Annotated in this window: 11 protein-coding genes and 1 pseudogene; 4 read left to right on the plus strand and 8 right to left on the minus strand. The window is 68.4% G+C overall.

Annotated features, from left to right (window positions below; genetic code table 11):
• From O3W51_RS16350 to O3W51_RS16380, 7 genes are all read right to left on the minus strand, one after another.
• The gene (locus O3W51_RS16350) at nt 1-1,248 is read right to left on the minus strand and encodes an FAD-dependent monooxygenase (RefSeq protein WP_244809611.1); all 1,248 of its coding nucleotides are present in this window, start codon (nt 1,246-1,248) and stop codon (nt 1-3) included.
• Complete coding sequence (locus tag O3W51_RS16355; RefSeq protein ID WP_138356808.1) at nt 1,241-2,497, minus strand: FAD-dependent oxidoreductase; 1,257 nt, start codon at nt 2,495-2,497, stop codon at nt 1,241-1,243. Before O3W51_RS16355 ends, O3W51_RS16350 begins: the two co-directional genes overlap by 8 nt.
• Nucleotides 2,498-2,556: 59 nt before the next feature.
• Nucleotides 2,557-3,414 (minus strand): LLM class flavin-dependent oxidoreductase, encoded by an 858-nt coding sequence (locus O3W51_RS16360; RefSeq protein ID WP_138356809.1) that lies wholly within the window; start codon nt 3,412-3,414, stop codon nt 2,557-2,559.
• Between the two features lie 89 nt (nt 3,415-3,503).
• Nucleotides 3,504-4,982: a right-handed parallel beta-helix repeat-containing protein gene (locus O3W51_RS16365; protein WP_269286364.1), complete on the minus strand. Its 1,479-nt coding sequence runs from the start codon at nt 4,980-4,982 to the stop codon at nt 3,504-3,506.
• 214 nt (nt 4,983-5,196) lie between these two features.
• A complete protein-coding gene (locus O3W51_RS16370) occupies nt 5,197-5,901 on the minus strand; it encodes a TenA family protein (RefSeq protein ID WP_269286365.1) in 705 nt (234 codons plus the stop codon).
• On the minus strand, nt 5,861-6,613 hold the full coding sequence (locus O3W51_RS16375) for an SDR family NAD(P)-dependent oxidoreductase (protein ID WP_138356812.1): 753 nt from the start codon (nt 6,611-6,613) through the stop codon (nt 5,861-5,863). The genes O3W51_RS16370 and O3W51_RS16375 overlap by 41 nt, the downstream gene beginning before the upstream one ends.
• Before the next feature lie 118 nt (nt 6,614-6,731).
• Complete coding sequence (locus tag O3W51_RS16380) at nt 6,732-7,796, minus strand: methyltransferase (protein WP_138356813.1); 1,065 nt, start codon at nt 7,794-7,796, stop codon at nt 6,732-6,734.
• A gap of 196 nt (nt 7,797-7,992) precedes the next feature.
• On the opposite strand from O3W51_RS16380, the gene asnB reads away from it, so the two are divergent.
• From asnB to O3W51_RS48845, 4 genes are all read left to right on the plus strand, one after another.
• On the plus strand, nt 7,993-9,849 hold the full coding sequence (gene asnB / locus O3W51_RS16385) for an asparagine synthase (glutamine-hydrolyzing) (RefSeq protein WP_138356814.1): 1,857 nt from the start codon (nt 7,993-7,995) through the stop codon (nt 9,847-9,849).
• Nucleotides 9,850-9,982: 133 nt separating this feature from the next.
• Nucleotides 9,983-10,987 carry an ATP-binding cassette domain-containing protein gene (locus tag O3W51_RS16390; RefSeq protein ID WP_138356815.1) on the plus strand — a complete coding sequence of 335 codons (1,005 nt, stop codon included), beginning with the start codon at nt 9,983-9,985 and terminating at the stop codon, nt 10,985-10,987.
• A gap of 25 nt (nt 10,988-11,012) precedes the next feature.
• Nucleotides 11,013-11,822: an ABC transporter permease gene (locus O3W51_RS16395; RefSeq protein WP_138356816.1), complete on the plus strand. Its 810-nt coding sequence runs from the start codon at nt 11,013-11,015 to the stop codon at nt 11,820-11,822.
• A gap of 176 nt (nt 11,823-11,998) precedes the next feature.
• Nucleotides 11,999-12,535, plus strand: a complete 537-nt coding sequence (locus O3W51_RS48845; protein ID WP_443048291.1) for a class I SAM-dependent methyltransferase — start codon at nt 11,999-12,001, stop codon at nt 12,533-12,535.
• 27 nt (nt 12,536-12,562) lie between these two features.
• On the opposite strand, the pseudogene O3W51_RS48850 reads toward O3W51_RS48845, so the two are convergent.
• Nucleotides 12,563-13,279: pseudogene (locus O3W51_RS48850) on the minus strand (SDR family NAD(P)-dependent oxidoreductase); the annotation flags it as partial.
• Between the last annotated feature and the right edge of the window lie 13 nt (nt 13,280-13,292).

Below are 13,292 nucleotides of genomic sequence, written 5' to 3' on the forward strand. Positions count from 1 at the left end.
TCAAGGACGCCGGGTGGAAACCGGCCCGGCAGGTTCCGGAACCGGGACCGGTTCCGGCAGCGCCGGGGGGTGCCAGTCGCCAACACCGGCCACCCCTTTCTGTCCGGCACGCGGTGGCGCGATTCTCAGCTTCACGTTGCGCACCAGTAGCTCCAGGCGCCGCTCGTTCAGCTTCAGCTCTCCCATCCGGCGGGAGGCCTCGACGATCGCCTGTGACCGGGGCCGCCGCAGTTCGTCGTAGCCGGCGAGCGCGCGGGGGATGTCGGCCTCGGCCGCCAGCACGGAGCAGAGCACGGCCGAGTCCTCCAGCGCCTGGCAGGCACCCTGTCCGAGGTCCGAGGTCATGGCGTGGGCGGCGTCGCCGAGCATCACCACACGGCCCGAGACATAGCTGGGCAGCGGCTGTGCCAGCTCGAAGACGTCGTGGCGCAGCACCCGGTCGGGCGGCGTGGCGGCGATCAGCGCGGGGATCGGGTCATGCCAGGAGCCGAACCGCTCTCGCACCTGCGCGTGTTCGTCGGGGTATCGGACACCTTCGGGAAGATTGGCCACGGCGAACCAGTAGACGCGGTCCGCGGCCAGTGGCATCCGCCCGAACTCCCGGCCCCGGCCCCAGGTGCTGCCGCCGGGCTCGGCGCTGCCGTCGCACCCCTCGGCGATACCCCGCCAGACGCTGTGGCCGCTGTAGACCGGCGGTGGCACCTGCGGCCAGCGGGCGCTCCTGATCCGGCTGAACGTGCCGTCCGCGGCGACCACCATGTCGCCGTGCACGGTCCGCTCGCCGCCCTCGGTCCGGTAGCTGACGCGGGCGCCGTCGGTCACGTCGGTGACCTCGGTGACGTCGGCGCCGGTGTGCAGCGATGCCTCCGGCAGGGCTGCGCGCAGCGTGCCGTGCAGGTCCGGCCGGGGCAGGACGATGATCGACAGTCCGCGCTCGCGCAGGAAGGCCGGATCGGCCGGCCGTTGCAGCCGCCGCCCGGACGCCGCCCGCAGGCCCTCGCCGCCGGGATCCATGGTCGCCGAGAGGGCGCGTACCGCATCGCCGACCCCGAGCCGGTCGAGCGCGCGCTGGGCGTTCGTCAGCAGCGAGATACCCGCCCCCGACTCACGCATCCGATCGGCGCGCTCCAGTACGGTGACGCGCCAGCCGAGCCGGTGCAGCCCGACAGCCGCGGACAGGCCGCCGATGCCGCCGCCCACCACCACGGCATGGCGGCCGGCACCGGCCGAACCGTTCCGATCAGACACTGGACACGCTCGAAGGTGTCTGTCCCCCGTCGACATCAATCTGGATGGACCACTTGGCGATCTTCAACGACATGTCGACGGCCTCGGTCGCGTACTTGACCATCTCCGTCTGGTACTCCGTCACGGCATCGGTCAGTGACTGCTCACCGCGGCTCACCCGGGTCAGTGCCCGGGTGAGTGCGGCCCCGTCGCGCAGCGCGGTGTTGGCACCGACCCCACCGGTGGGAGGCATGGTGTGCACCGCGTCCCCGAGCGGGACCACATTGCCGGGCTCCCAGGGCTCGACCGGCGACGTCGCCCGCAGCGCGACCGGGTGGGTCTCCTCGGGTTCCGCGTGGGCGAACACGGCCCGCAGGTCCGGGTGCCAGTTGGTGGTCCGTTCCAGCACCAGCTGCTTGAGCTCCTCGCCGCTCATCGCGAAGAACGTGTCGTCGGACAGCCCCAGGGAGTCCTGGTGCACGCTGAAGACCGACATGTAGTAGTCGTCGGTCTTCTCGAATTCCAGTCCTGGCCACAGCCGGGCCGAGGCGTCGTCCGGCTGCTCGCGGAAGACCATGGGCATCAGTCCGAGGTGGTATCCGTCCGAACCGATCACATAGACGAAGCGGTCCTTGAAGGCATCCGGCAACCCGGCAGCGACGGCCTGGGCCCTCGGGGTGCGCGACAGGACACCCCGCACGCCCAGGTCGAGCGCGCGGTCAGCCGGCCGCAACTGGGTGCGCACCGTGGAGTTCACCCCGTCGGCGGCGACCAGCACATCGCCCACGTCCGAGTCGCCGTCGTCGAAGTGCGCCACCACGCGGCCGCCCACCTGCTCGCAGTGGGTGAACCGCTTGCCGAAGCGCACTGTGTCGTCCAGGCCGGCGAGCAGGATCCGGCGCAGCGTCGCCCGGTCCACGGCGTCCACCTTGTCCGGTGAATCTCCGCGCGGATCGCTGAACGTGGGCGCCCACTTCGGTTCGAGGTGCTCGTCGTACGCCGCCAGGCCCTCCTCGCCGCGCTGGTTCGAGGTGGCGCTGAGGAGCTCCTGCAACCGGGGAGGCAGGACCTCTCGCAGCGCCTGCTCCCCGTCGGGGCTGATCCTCAGCCGGTACCCCTGCATCCGGCCCCGGGCGGACTGATCGCGTTCATAGACGGCGACGTCCTCAATACCGGCCTGCTTCAGCCCCTGGGCGAGGCACAGTCCGCCGATGCCACCACCGATGATGATGATCCGAAGCGGCCGGCCCGAATCGCGGGCAGTGTCCATCAACTACTCCTGTTACGAGGTCGGGGCCGGATGCGGGTGTGATGCGGAGGCGCTGGTTGTCAGCGCAGCACCACGTCGGCTATCCGGTCCAGGTGATCGGGATCGGCCGTGACCGACAGCAGCAGCAGCTCGTCACAGCCGTTCGCCGCGTAGGCGTCCACCACTTGGCGCAGCCGGTCTTCCTCAGTGATCGCGCCCGCCGCGAGGTGCTCCGCCACCTTGCCCATGTAGGCGTAGTAGCTGAGCATGTGCTCGGTGGCGAGTTCCTTGCCGCCGGGACCGAGCGACACATAGCAGTTGGCGGCCATTCTCGGCGTACCGGTGCGGCCCTCCTCGGCCCACAACTTCGCGAAGTTCGCGACCAGTTCGCCGAACTTGTGCGGCGGTCCACCGGGTGAGATCCAGCCGATGCCGTACTTCGCGGAACGGCGCAGGCCGCCCGGCGAGTGGCCGCCACCCCAGAACGGGATGTCACCGTTGGTGGGGCGGGGACCGACACCGGGAACCGGGCCCCTGCCCTGCCAGACTTCGCGCATCTCTTCGATCATGGCGTCCAGGCGGCGCCCGCGCGTCGCGTAGTCGGTTCCGGTCGCCACGTAGTCGTCCTCGCGCATCCCCGCGGAGAGCCCGAGTATGAGCCGCCCGTCGGAGAGCCGGTCCAGACTGGCGAGCTGCTTGGCCAGCTCCACCGGGCTGGGCCTGGTGGCGGCCAGCAGAATCGCTGTCACCAGGTTGATCCGCTCGGTGACCGCCGCTGCTGCGGCGAGCGTCACAATGCCCTCGTAGTTGTCGTAGACGACCCGGTCCGTCACCGTCAGGCTGTGAAATCCGAGACGGTCGGCGCGGCGCGCGAACTCGATCAACTGACTACTGTCGGCGCCGTGCACGGCGGTCGGCAGGCAGACCCCGATATCCATGGCGTTCCTCCTCGAGCTCGTGTCCCGTGATTGTGTGAGTGACGGCTGGGGAGCCGGTCGAGCCGCGGTTGACGGCCCTGCGCCGTGTCCTAGACGTGGACGCAGGGTGACTGGTGCGGCCCGATGTTCGGCGGCGCGTCGTGCGGCACCGGGAATCCCAGGAAGTCGTGTCCGGTGTCACCGGCGATGAGGACACCCGCACCGATGGCGGGCGATCCGCACTTCAGCAGGTACCCCAGGGGGCCGGCGCCGGGCCGGACGAACGCCGGGTCCGCGGCGACGGCGTGTGCGTCGACCGTCGGTGCGGAGGTGACGTTGAAGTACAGGTTGTGGTCGAAGGACGCCATCGGGTCGCCGATCGTCGAACCGCCCGGCTTTCCGGAGAAGATGTTGTTGCTGTACGCGACAGCCGTCTCCCCGAAGTTCCCGATCAGCCCACTCGCGTACTTGGTGTGGATCACATTGTTGTAGAAGCGGACATCCGGCTGCACGCTGCCGCAGCCATTGGTGACCAGCGGGAGTTCGGTGGTACCGAACAGTGCGCCCCGGTCGTTCTCGCTGACGTTGTAGCGGATGGTCGCCCCGGCACTCTTCTCGCCCGGATTCGTGCACAGCAGCATGAACCCGGCATTTTCGTGGCTGTAGTTGTACTGGTAGAGAACACCGGCAGCCGCGATGTCGACGTCGAAGGCGAAGGCAGGCGGAGAGGAGGAGCCGTGCGACACGTCGTTGTACTGCATCACCGGACGGTCGGAGTTCCACGACCAGATTCCGGCGTGGAAGGCCGTGGCGCGCTTCCCGAATCCGTCGATCACATTGCCTTCGACCAGCGGGTCGATGCCGTTCTGTACGACGATCCCGTCACCGCCGAGATCGGACAGCCGGTTTCCGGCGATCCGCACATGGGAGATCGGCACGAAGGTGTTCGTTCCGGAGGTGAGCAGCGGGCGGAGCGACCATTGGGACGATGTCGCTATTCCGTAGCCGTCGACGCCGGAGACGGTGTTTCCCGTGACCTGGATCCCGTCGAACCCGGTGGCCACGGTGGATCCGGTGGCCTTGAACAGGATGCCCGCACTGTCCTCGTTCGCCGGCCCCGTGGCGTCGATGCCCACCACGTGATGGACGTTCACGCCGTCGATCACGTAGTGATGGCCGGTGCCGTAATCCTCCAGCAGCACGTAGATCCCGGTGCGCGAGGTACCGTTGCCGGCTGCCCGGTCGGAGATGTCGAGGTTCCGGAGCTCCCAGTACTGCACGTTGTGCAGGAAGACCACCGCGCGGGCGCCGTCGGCGACGATGACCGGACGCGCTCCCGAACCGTAGGAACCGGCGACGATCGGCCGGTCCTCGGTACCGGAACCCTTTGGCGAAAAGGTGCCTTGGCAGGTGGTGCCGCTGCGTAGCAGAATGGAATCACCAGGGTGGAAGACCAGCGCGTTGACGTGGTCCAGAGTCCGCCATGCCGACCCCTGCGCCGTACCGGCCGCCGCGTCGTTCCCGGCCGCGCAGTCGAGGTAGTACCGCTGGCCGCCCTGTGAATCGGCGGCGGCCGAGGTGCCTGACACACCGAGGGTCATTCCGGCCATCAGGCCGAGAACGAGAGCGAGTACTCTCCGGGCCGGTCTTCTGTCCTGACCCCCGCGACGCGCTCTGTTCGAGCGCCAGGTGATAACCATGCCGTTGCTCCTCGCGGTAACTTTGGCCGAAAATCGTTGTCTCGGCGAGTCTGCGACGGCGTGGTCAACCCTTGCTCAAGAATTGCGTGAACCGGGCGGAAGGTCAGACGCTCCAGGCTTGCAGCCGGAAAGCAGAATCGGCGAAAGCCAGTTCATGCCGTGCGCCGAACAGGAAGTGTTCGGCCAGCGTGGCACGGTCGGTGGGCGAGCACTGCTCGCCGAATTCATCGATCATGCTCAGATAGGCTTCCACGTAGTCGTGGAAACCGCTTTCCGGGCAGTACTGATCGATCCACGCCTCGTACCGCGACCCGGGCACGCACCGTTCCCGCAGATCGCGCGAGACGGCCTGGTGGAACCAGGTCATGGGCAGCAGCCCGCCGAACGCGGCGCCGAACGAGACCGCCGGGGCCGCCAGCATGAAGCAGGTGTGTGCATGGGTCGCGGGACTCACCGCCACGGTCCGCACCGTCCTGCCGAGCTCCGCCGCCAGGGCGGCCAGTTCGCCGTCCATCCTGCCGACCGCGTCCAGGGTGACGCTCGCCGCTCCGCTCATCAGGGCGCTGTGCGCGTCCTGGTCGGCGATCGCGGCCGTGCGGGCCAGCGCCCGCGCATAGGCCGGCACGGCATAGCGCGCGTCCTGCTCCGCGAAGTACCACAGCGAGTCCGCAGGCAGCGTGCCCTTGCGCAGACCGTCCCAGAAGGGATGCTCCAACACTGCGGCCAGCACCGGTTTCGCGATCGCCGACAGCTCGTCCCGCAGCATCTCAGCGCCCGCCGGCGGGATGGATGACCTGCCCGTTGACATTGCCGTTCGCCTCGGACGACAGGAAGACGATGAGCCGGGCCACATCGTCCGCGGTGCTCAGACGGCCGCTGGGCGTCTCCCGTACGGCGACCTCCAGCAGCGCCGGGTCCACCGCCTCCAGGCTCTCGGTCAGGGTGCCGCCGGGCGCCACCACATTCGCCAGCACGCCGTCGCCGGTCCACATGAGTCCGCGGACAAATCCGTGCAGGGCCGCCTTGGCCGCGCTGTAGATCTCAGAACCGGGGTTTCCGTGGGTCGCGGTGACCGAGGACAGCAGGACGACCCGGCCCCAGCCGCGTTCCCGCATCCCGCCCAGGGCCTGACGCACCGTCCACAGATGGCCTTCGACGTTCTCCCGGTACTTGGACAGCCAGAAGTCCATCGGGAAGTCCTGGTACTGGGGCATCTCCTGGGGGTTGATCCACTCCCAGGTCTGGGCGTTGGCCACCACCACGTCGACGCCGCCCCACCGGTCCTCGATCGAGCGCACAGCCTGCTCGATCGACTCGGGTACCGCGAGGTCGTAGGGGACCGCGCAGGCCCGGTCCGCTCCGCCGAGTTCCTGGACGAGCTCCTTCGCCGCCACCTCGTTGCTGTGGTAGGTGACCGCGACCCGTGCGCCCTCCGCGGCGAACACCCGGGCAGTGGCCCGGCCGATGCCCCGCGTGGCGCCGGTGACCAGCACCCGCTTGTCCGTCAAACCCAGATCCATCTCGAACTCCTGAGGCCGTTACCACAACTCCGCCGTACGGTCCCGCCCGCCGCCCCTGCCGGTCCGGCGCCACGGGCTCCCCGTACTGGAGCCTGGCACGGATTCCCGGCGCGCGCTCCTAGACCGGCCGGTACTCCAGCAGGGCGATGTCACCCGGGACCGGCTCGTTGGCCGGCGCGAAACCGGCTGCGGCGGTGAGGTGGTTCCATTCCTCGCGACTGCGCTCACGGCCGCCCAGCACGGCGAGGGACTCGACGTCGATCAGCTTGCCGATGTCCCACTCGCCGGGACCGCGCAGCAGGTTCTCCACGATGAGCAGCCGCGCCTCGCCGTTGCCGCCGATGGCCTCCCTGATCCGGCGCAGGATCAGCTCGGCCTTGTCGTCGGCCCAGTTGTGCAGCGTGTGCTTGATGAAGTATGCGTCGCAGCCGGCGGGCACCTCGACGAAGAAGTCGGTCGGGACGATCTCGACCCGGTCCGCCAGCCCGTCGTCCGCGAAGGTCTCCTTGGCGTCGGCGACCGTGTGGGCCTGGTCGGCCAGTACGCCGGTGACTCCGGCGTGGCGGCGCAGCACCTCGGCCAGGAACTGGCCCCTGCCGCCGCCGACATCCGCGATCCGGGGAAAGCGCCCGAAGTCGAATTCGGCGAAGATCCGGTCGGTACCGGGATAGTGGTTCTGCTTCATCGCCCGGTCCAGCACCGCGCCGCTGGCCGGATTGGCCTTGGTGTACTCGTAGTACGACATCCCGAAGACGTTGTTGAAGGCCGCTTCGCCGGTGCGGACGCTGTGCGCCACATTCTCGTACGGCCGCCAGAGGGTGGGGTCGGAGGCGAACAGGAACATGTCCCGGATGCCGTCGGTGGCGTCCGAAACCAGACCCGCCGAGACGGGCGTCAGTACGAAGCTGCCGTCGGTCCGCTCCTCCAACACGCCGGCCGCGGCGACCGCACGCAGCACCCGGTAGAGGGCGTCGGCATCCGTGCCCGTCGTCTCGCTGATCTGCGCGACGGTCCGCGGTCCGTCGGCCAGCGCGTCGGGCACTTTCAGCTCCACCAGCGCCCGCAGCGCCCCGATGACCCACTTGGCGTAGAGGAATCCGAGCACCTGCTGCTGTGGGGGGAGGCTCGCGTCGAACCATCCGGCTGTGCCCTGGGCCCCGGAAGCGCTGTCCTGCGCGGTCATCGACGTCCACCTCTCGTCCGGATCAACGTCCGCACAGGTTCGGGGCACCGCCTCGAACCTCACTTGAACCACGGTGGAGGCCTGGTGGAACGGCGGGATCTAGCAGGCGTCAAGGTCCCTTCGAACCGGCACCCGCATGCTGCCGACGACTTTTGGAAGACAGACGGCTTTCAGAACACAACTGAGGGAGACACAGATGTGCGGCATCGCCGGCTGGGTGGACTTCGGGCAGGACCTGTCGCAGAAGCGGTCGGTGCTGCAAGCGATGACCGACGCGGTCGCCAAGCGAGGTGTGGACGACCAGGGGCTGTGGGTCAGCAGGCACGCCGCGCTCGGGCACACCCGTACCGCGATCATCGATCTGGCCGACGGCGTGCAGCCGCTCACGGTGGAGGAGGACGGGCGCCCCGTCGCCGTCATCGTCTACAACGGTGAGGTCTACAACTACAAGCAGCTGCGTACCGAGTTGCAGGGGCGCGGCCACCAGTTCCGCACCCGCAGCGACACCGAGGTGGTGCTCCGCTCCTACCTGGAGTGGGGCCCGGACTGCGCCAAGCGGCTGGAGGGGATCTTCGCCTTCGCCATCTGGGACCTGCGCCGCGAGGAACTGCTCCTGGTCCGCGACCGGTTCGGCGTCAAACCGCTCTTCTACCACCGGCTGCCCGAAGGCGTCCTGTTCGGCTCCGAGCCGAAATCCCTGCTGGCCAACCCGCTGATCCGCCCGGTCGTCGACGCCGACGGCCTGCGGGAGATGTTCGCCGTCGCCAAGAAGCCCGGGCAGGCGGTCTTCCGCGACATGCGCGAGCTGCTGCCCGGCCACACCCTGACCATCGGCAGCGCGGGCGTCGTCGACCGTACCTACTGGGAGCTCGAGGCCCGGCCGCACACCGACACCCTGCAGGAGACCATCACCAACGTCCGCTCGCTGCTGGAGGACATCGTGCTGCGCGAGCTGGTGGCCGACGTGCCGCTGTGCACCGCGCTCTCCGGCGGCCTGGACTCCAGCTCGCTCACCGCGATCGCCGCCCAGTGGCGCTGGAAGCTGGACGGCGCGCGGCTGCGCACCTTCGTGACCACATTCGACGACTACGCCGAGAAGTTCCAGGCGGACGACGTCCGCTTCTCGCCGGACGAGCCCTTCGCGATCGAGGTCGCGGAGCACCTCTCCTCCGACCACGTCAACATCCGGCTGAGCAGCCACGACCTGATGGACCCGAAGACCCGTCTGATGGCGCTGCTCGCGCAGGACGCGCCCTCGACGCTCGGCGACATGGACACCTCGAACTACCTCACTTCACGCGAGATCAGGACGCACTCCACGGTGGCGCTGGTCGGCGAGGTCGCGGACGAGATATTCGGCGGATACAACTGGATGTTCAATCCGGAGACCGTGGGCGCCGACGCCTTCCCCTGGGTGGCGCATGAGGCGCTGCAGCCGAGCTCCATGAAGGGACAGGGCCGGGGGCTCTTCGACGACGGGCTGCTGCAGAAGCTGGACATGCGCCGCTACTACACGGACTCCTTCCACGAGGCCGCCGCGGAGGCGCCGCACCAGGAGGGCGAGAGCCCCGAGGAGTACCGGATGCGGGAGATCGGCTATCTCACGCTCACCCGGTGGATGCCGATGCTGCTGGACCGCAGCGACCGGCTCTCCATGGCCCACGGCCTCGAACTGCGGGTGCCCTACTGCGACCACCGGCTCGTCGAGTACCTGTACAACACTCCGTGGAGCTTCAAGACCTTCGACGGCCGGGAGAAGTCCATCCTCCGGGCAGCCGTGCGCGATCTGCTGCCGGCGTCCGTGCTGGAGCGCAAGAAGAGCCCGTGGCCGGTCACCCAGGATCCCGCCTACACGGCGATGCTGCACGAGGAACTGACCGCGCTGATCAGCGATCCGAACTCACCGATCCTGCCGTACCTGGACAACAAGGCGGTGGAACACACGTTGCGCAACCCGGGCGCCGCCAATGACTGGCCGAGCCGGATGCACATCGAGACGGCGCTGCAGTTCAACTCCTGGCTGTCGCACTACAACGTGGAACTGGTGGTCTGACGGACAGCCGATCGCGTGTCGTGCCGCCGTGCCGCCGATCAAGTCCCGCTCCAGTGGCACTCCGGTGCCGTTTTACACCATGGGCCGGAGGCCATGCCCTCACACGGATGCGAAGCAAACGAGGTGAAATCTTGTGGCGCTGACGATTGAAGCTCGGGGACTGGTCAAGCGTTTCGGAAAGAAGACCGCCCTCAACGGACTCGACCTGGAGGTCGAGTCCGGGAGGGTGGTGGCGGTGCTGGGCCCCAACGGGGCCGGGAAGACGACCTTCGTGCGGGCGGTGGCGACCCTCCTCTACCCGGACGAGGGTGAGCTGCGCGTCGTCGGCCACGACACCCGGCGAGAGCCGGAAGCGGTCCGCCGGGCGATCGGCCTCGCCGGCCAGTTCGCCGCCGTGGACCAGGCCATGACCGGCCGGGAGAACCTGGAGTTGGTGGCCCGGCTGTTCGGCCAGCGGGCCAAGCAGGCCCGCGCCAATGCCACCGCCATCCTGGAGCTGTTCGACCTGACCGACGACGCCGACCGGCTGGTGCGCACCTACTCCGGCGGTATGCGGCGCAAACTGGACCTGGGCGCCAGCCTGGTGAGCGCCCCGCGCCTGCTGCTCTTGGACGAGCCGACGACCGGGCTGGACCCGCGCAGCCGGCTCGATCTGTGGGACGCGATCGACGCCCTCCTCGAACAGGGCACCGATGTCCTGCTGACCACGCAGTACCTGGACGAGGCCGATCGCCTTGCCAGCCACATCGTGATCATCGATGAGGGGCGCACGGTCGCCTCCGGGACCCCTGCCGAGCTCAAGAGCAGGATCGGTGGCAAGGTCTTCGAGGTCCATGTGCACGACCGCGCGGACCTGCCCAAGGTCGCCGCCGCGCTGGCCCGCGAGAACGGCGCCGAGCCGCAGGTGGACGAGGCGACGCGGTGCGTCAGCGTGGCCGCGGGACCCGGCAACGACGACACGGCCCAGTGGCTGATCGCGGGACTGCGGTCGATCGAGGGAACGGCCGTGGATCTCGCCGACATCAGCGTGCGCGAGCCCAGCCTCGACGAGGTGTTCCTCGCGCTGACCGATCAGCGGCCGGAGGAAGAGGTCGGAGCCAACAAGCAGCACGCCCTGTCCGCCGCCGAATCGGTGTGACCGGATCCGGAAGGATGGAATGCCCATGACGACCGCGGTCGCCACATCACAGAGCAGGGCCGGCCTGCTGACGAGTACGGGGCTCCTGGCGAAACGGACCACGCTGACGTTCTGGCGAAGGACCGAACTCATCGTGCTGAGCGTCCTGCAGATGACGTCGATCATGCTGACCTTCCGCTACATCTTCGGCGGCGCCATCGGCACGAGTCAGGGCCTGGACTACGTCGACTTCTCCGTCCCGGGCTTCATCACCGCCGGTGTGCTCTTCCAGACGCTGGGCACCGCCATCGGGATGGCCGAGGACGTCGAGGGCGGCTTCATCGACCGGCTGCGGTCGATGCCCTTTCCGTCCTCGGCCGTGCTGACCGGCCGGGTACTGGCGGACACCGGGATCCTGGCGTTCGTCCTGGCGATCACCACAGGGGTCGGTTTCGCCGTGGGCTTCCGGCTGCACGCATCCGTCCTGAGCGGGTTGGCGGCGTTCGCGCTGTGCCTGCTGTTCGGGGTCGCCTTCAGCTGGGTCTTCATCGCCGTCGGGCTGTTCACCGGCAACGTCAAGTCCGCACAGGGCGTGTCGATGGTCGTCTTCATCGTGACCTTCGCATCGAGCGCCTACGTGCCGGTCGGGACCATGCCGGGATGGCTCCAGGCATTCGCCGAGAACCAGCCGGTCACCGTGATGGCCGACGCGGTGCGGGCGCTCACCTTGGGCAGCCACGCCCATGCTCTGCTCGGTCATGACGCCGGGTACTTCGTCTCACGTTCGCTGATCTGGACCGCCGGGATCACGGTTGTCTTCGCTGCCCTGGGCAGCGCCCGTTTCCGGCGCCGCTGAGAACACTGGAGAGCCATATGACGAGCGACACTCCCGCCTCCGCTCCCGAGTCCGCGGAGCTGGACCCACGGATCGTTCATGCGCAACAGGTGTACAGCCGCAGCAGGCTGGGGATCTACGACAAATGGGTGCTGGGGGTGTTCTGCCGTGTGGTGTGGCGCTGCCCGGCCGGAGTCATGCGGCGGCTCTACAACTCCTCCGCCGGCAACCGTCACCTGGACATCGGCCCCGGCACCGGTTACTTCGTGGACAAGTGCCGGTTCCCGACCAAGACGCCGGAACTCACCCTGCTCGACCTCAACTCCGAATGCCTTGACATGTCCGCGGGCCGACTGGCCCGCTACCGGCCGGCGATCTGCCAGGCCAATCTGATGGAACCGCTGCCACTGCCGAGCCGGCACTTCGACTCGGCCGCCATGAACCTCGTGTTCCACACCATCCCCGGCGGCTGGGACACCAAGGGCATCATCCTCAAGCATGTCGCGGAGACCCTCCGGCCCGGTGGTGTGCTGTTCGGCACCACCGTGCTCGCCGAGGGCGTTCCGATGAACAGGCTGACCAGCAAAATGGTGCTGGAGCAGCACCGGCGCGGCAACTTCCAGAACCAGGGGGACGACCCGGCGGGCCTCGAACGGCAGCTGGCGAAGTACTTCCCCGAGTACCGTGTGACGATTCGCGGTGCGGTCGCCATCTTCACCGCGACCGCCGGCTGACGTAAACAACAAGGAGTCGGAGCCGGTGATGCTCGGCACCTTGCCGGAGGCCAGCAACAGCACCAGCGCCCCGATCTCATCGGGCTCGATCATCTTGCCGGTGGAGAGACCGGCCATCTTGGGGACGGTCTCCAGGAACTCCTCGGTCGTGATCCCGAGCCGGCGCGCGATCTCCGGATTGGTCCACAGCCGCGTCCGCACCGGTCCCGGGGAGATGGTGTTGACGGTGACGCCCTGCGAACTGAATTCCAGGGAGAGCGATTTGCTGATGTTGGCCAGTGCGGCCTTGGCAGCCGAATAGTGGCCGAGTGCCGGGTCCGCCATGCTCGCGTTCATCGAGCCGATATTGATGATCGCGCCCCTTCGCTCGACCAGACTGGGCAGCGCCGCTCTGGTCGTCCTGATCATGCTGAAGACATTCAGCTCGAAGGTGTGGCGCCAGGTCTCGTCCTCGATGTCGAGGAACCCGGTCGCCAGCTTCACCCCGCCACCGACGTTGTTGACGAGAATGTCGACGCCCCCGAATGTGCCGAGCGCGTGTTCCAGCAGCGCCGTCGGTCCCGCCTCGGTGAGCAGATCGACCTCGAACACGTGCGGCGTGGCGTCCAGCAGCTCCGGGCTGATGGTCCGGGAACCGCCGAGCACCTGGGCGCCCGCCGAGGCGAGTGCCTGGACGGACGCCAGCCCGATCCCGCTGCCGGCCCCGGTGACCACGGCCGTTTTGCCGGTCAAGTCGAATTGCATCGGATCTCCTGTT

This window comes from Streptomyces sp. H39-C1, assembly GCF_027158125.1.
GTDB lineage: Bacteria > Actinomycetota > Actinomycetes > Streptomycetales > Streptomycetaceae > Actinacidiphila > Actinacidiphila fildesensis.

Bases quoted from the DNA above. Each gene is read 5' to 3' on its own strand.
- asnB (WP_138356814.1), top strand. From the start codon at position 7,993: ATGTGCGGCATCGCCGGCTGGGTGGACTTCGGGCAGGACCTGTCGCAG.
- O3W51_RS16380 (WP_138356813.1), bottom strand. From the start codon at position 7,796: ATGACCGCGCAGGACAGCGCTTCCGGGGCCCAGGGCACAGCCGGATGG.
- O3W51_RS16355 (WP_138356808.1), bottom strand. From the start codon at position 2,497: ATGGACACTGCCCGCGATTCGGGCCGGCCGCTTCGGATCATCATCATC.
- O3W51_RS16375 (WP_138356812.1), bottom strand. From the start codon at position 6,613: ATGGATCTGGGTTTGACGGACAAGCGGGTGCTGGTCACCGGCGCCACG.
- O3W51_RS16370 (WP_269286365.1), bottom strand. From the start codon at position 5,901: ATGTCAACGGGCAGGTCATCCATCCCGCCGGCGGGCGCTGAGATGCTG.
- O3W51_RS48845 (WP_443048291.1), top strand. From the start codon at position 11,999: ATGCGGCGGCTCTACAACTCCTCCGCCGGCAACCGTCACCTGGACATC.
- O3W51_RS16360 (WP_138356809.1), bottom strand. From the start codon at position 3,414: ATGGATATCGGGGTCTGCCTGCCGACCGCCGTGCACGGCGCCGACAGT.
- O3W51_RS16395 (WP_138356816.1), top strand. From the start codon at position 11,013: ATGACGACCGCGGTCGCCACATCACAGAGCAGGGCCGGCCTGCTGACG.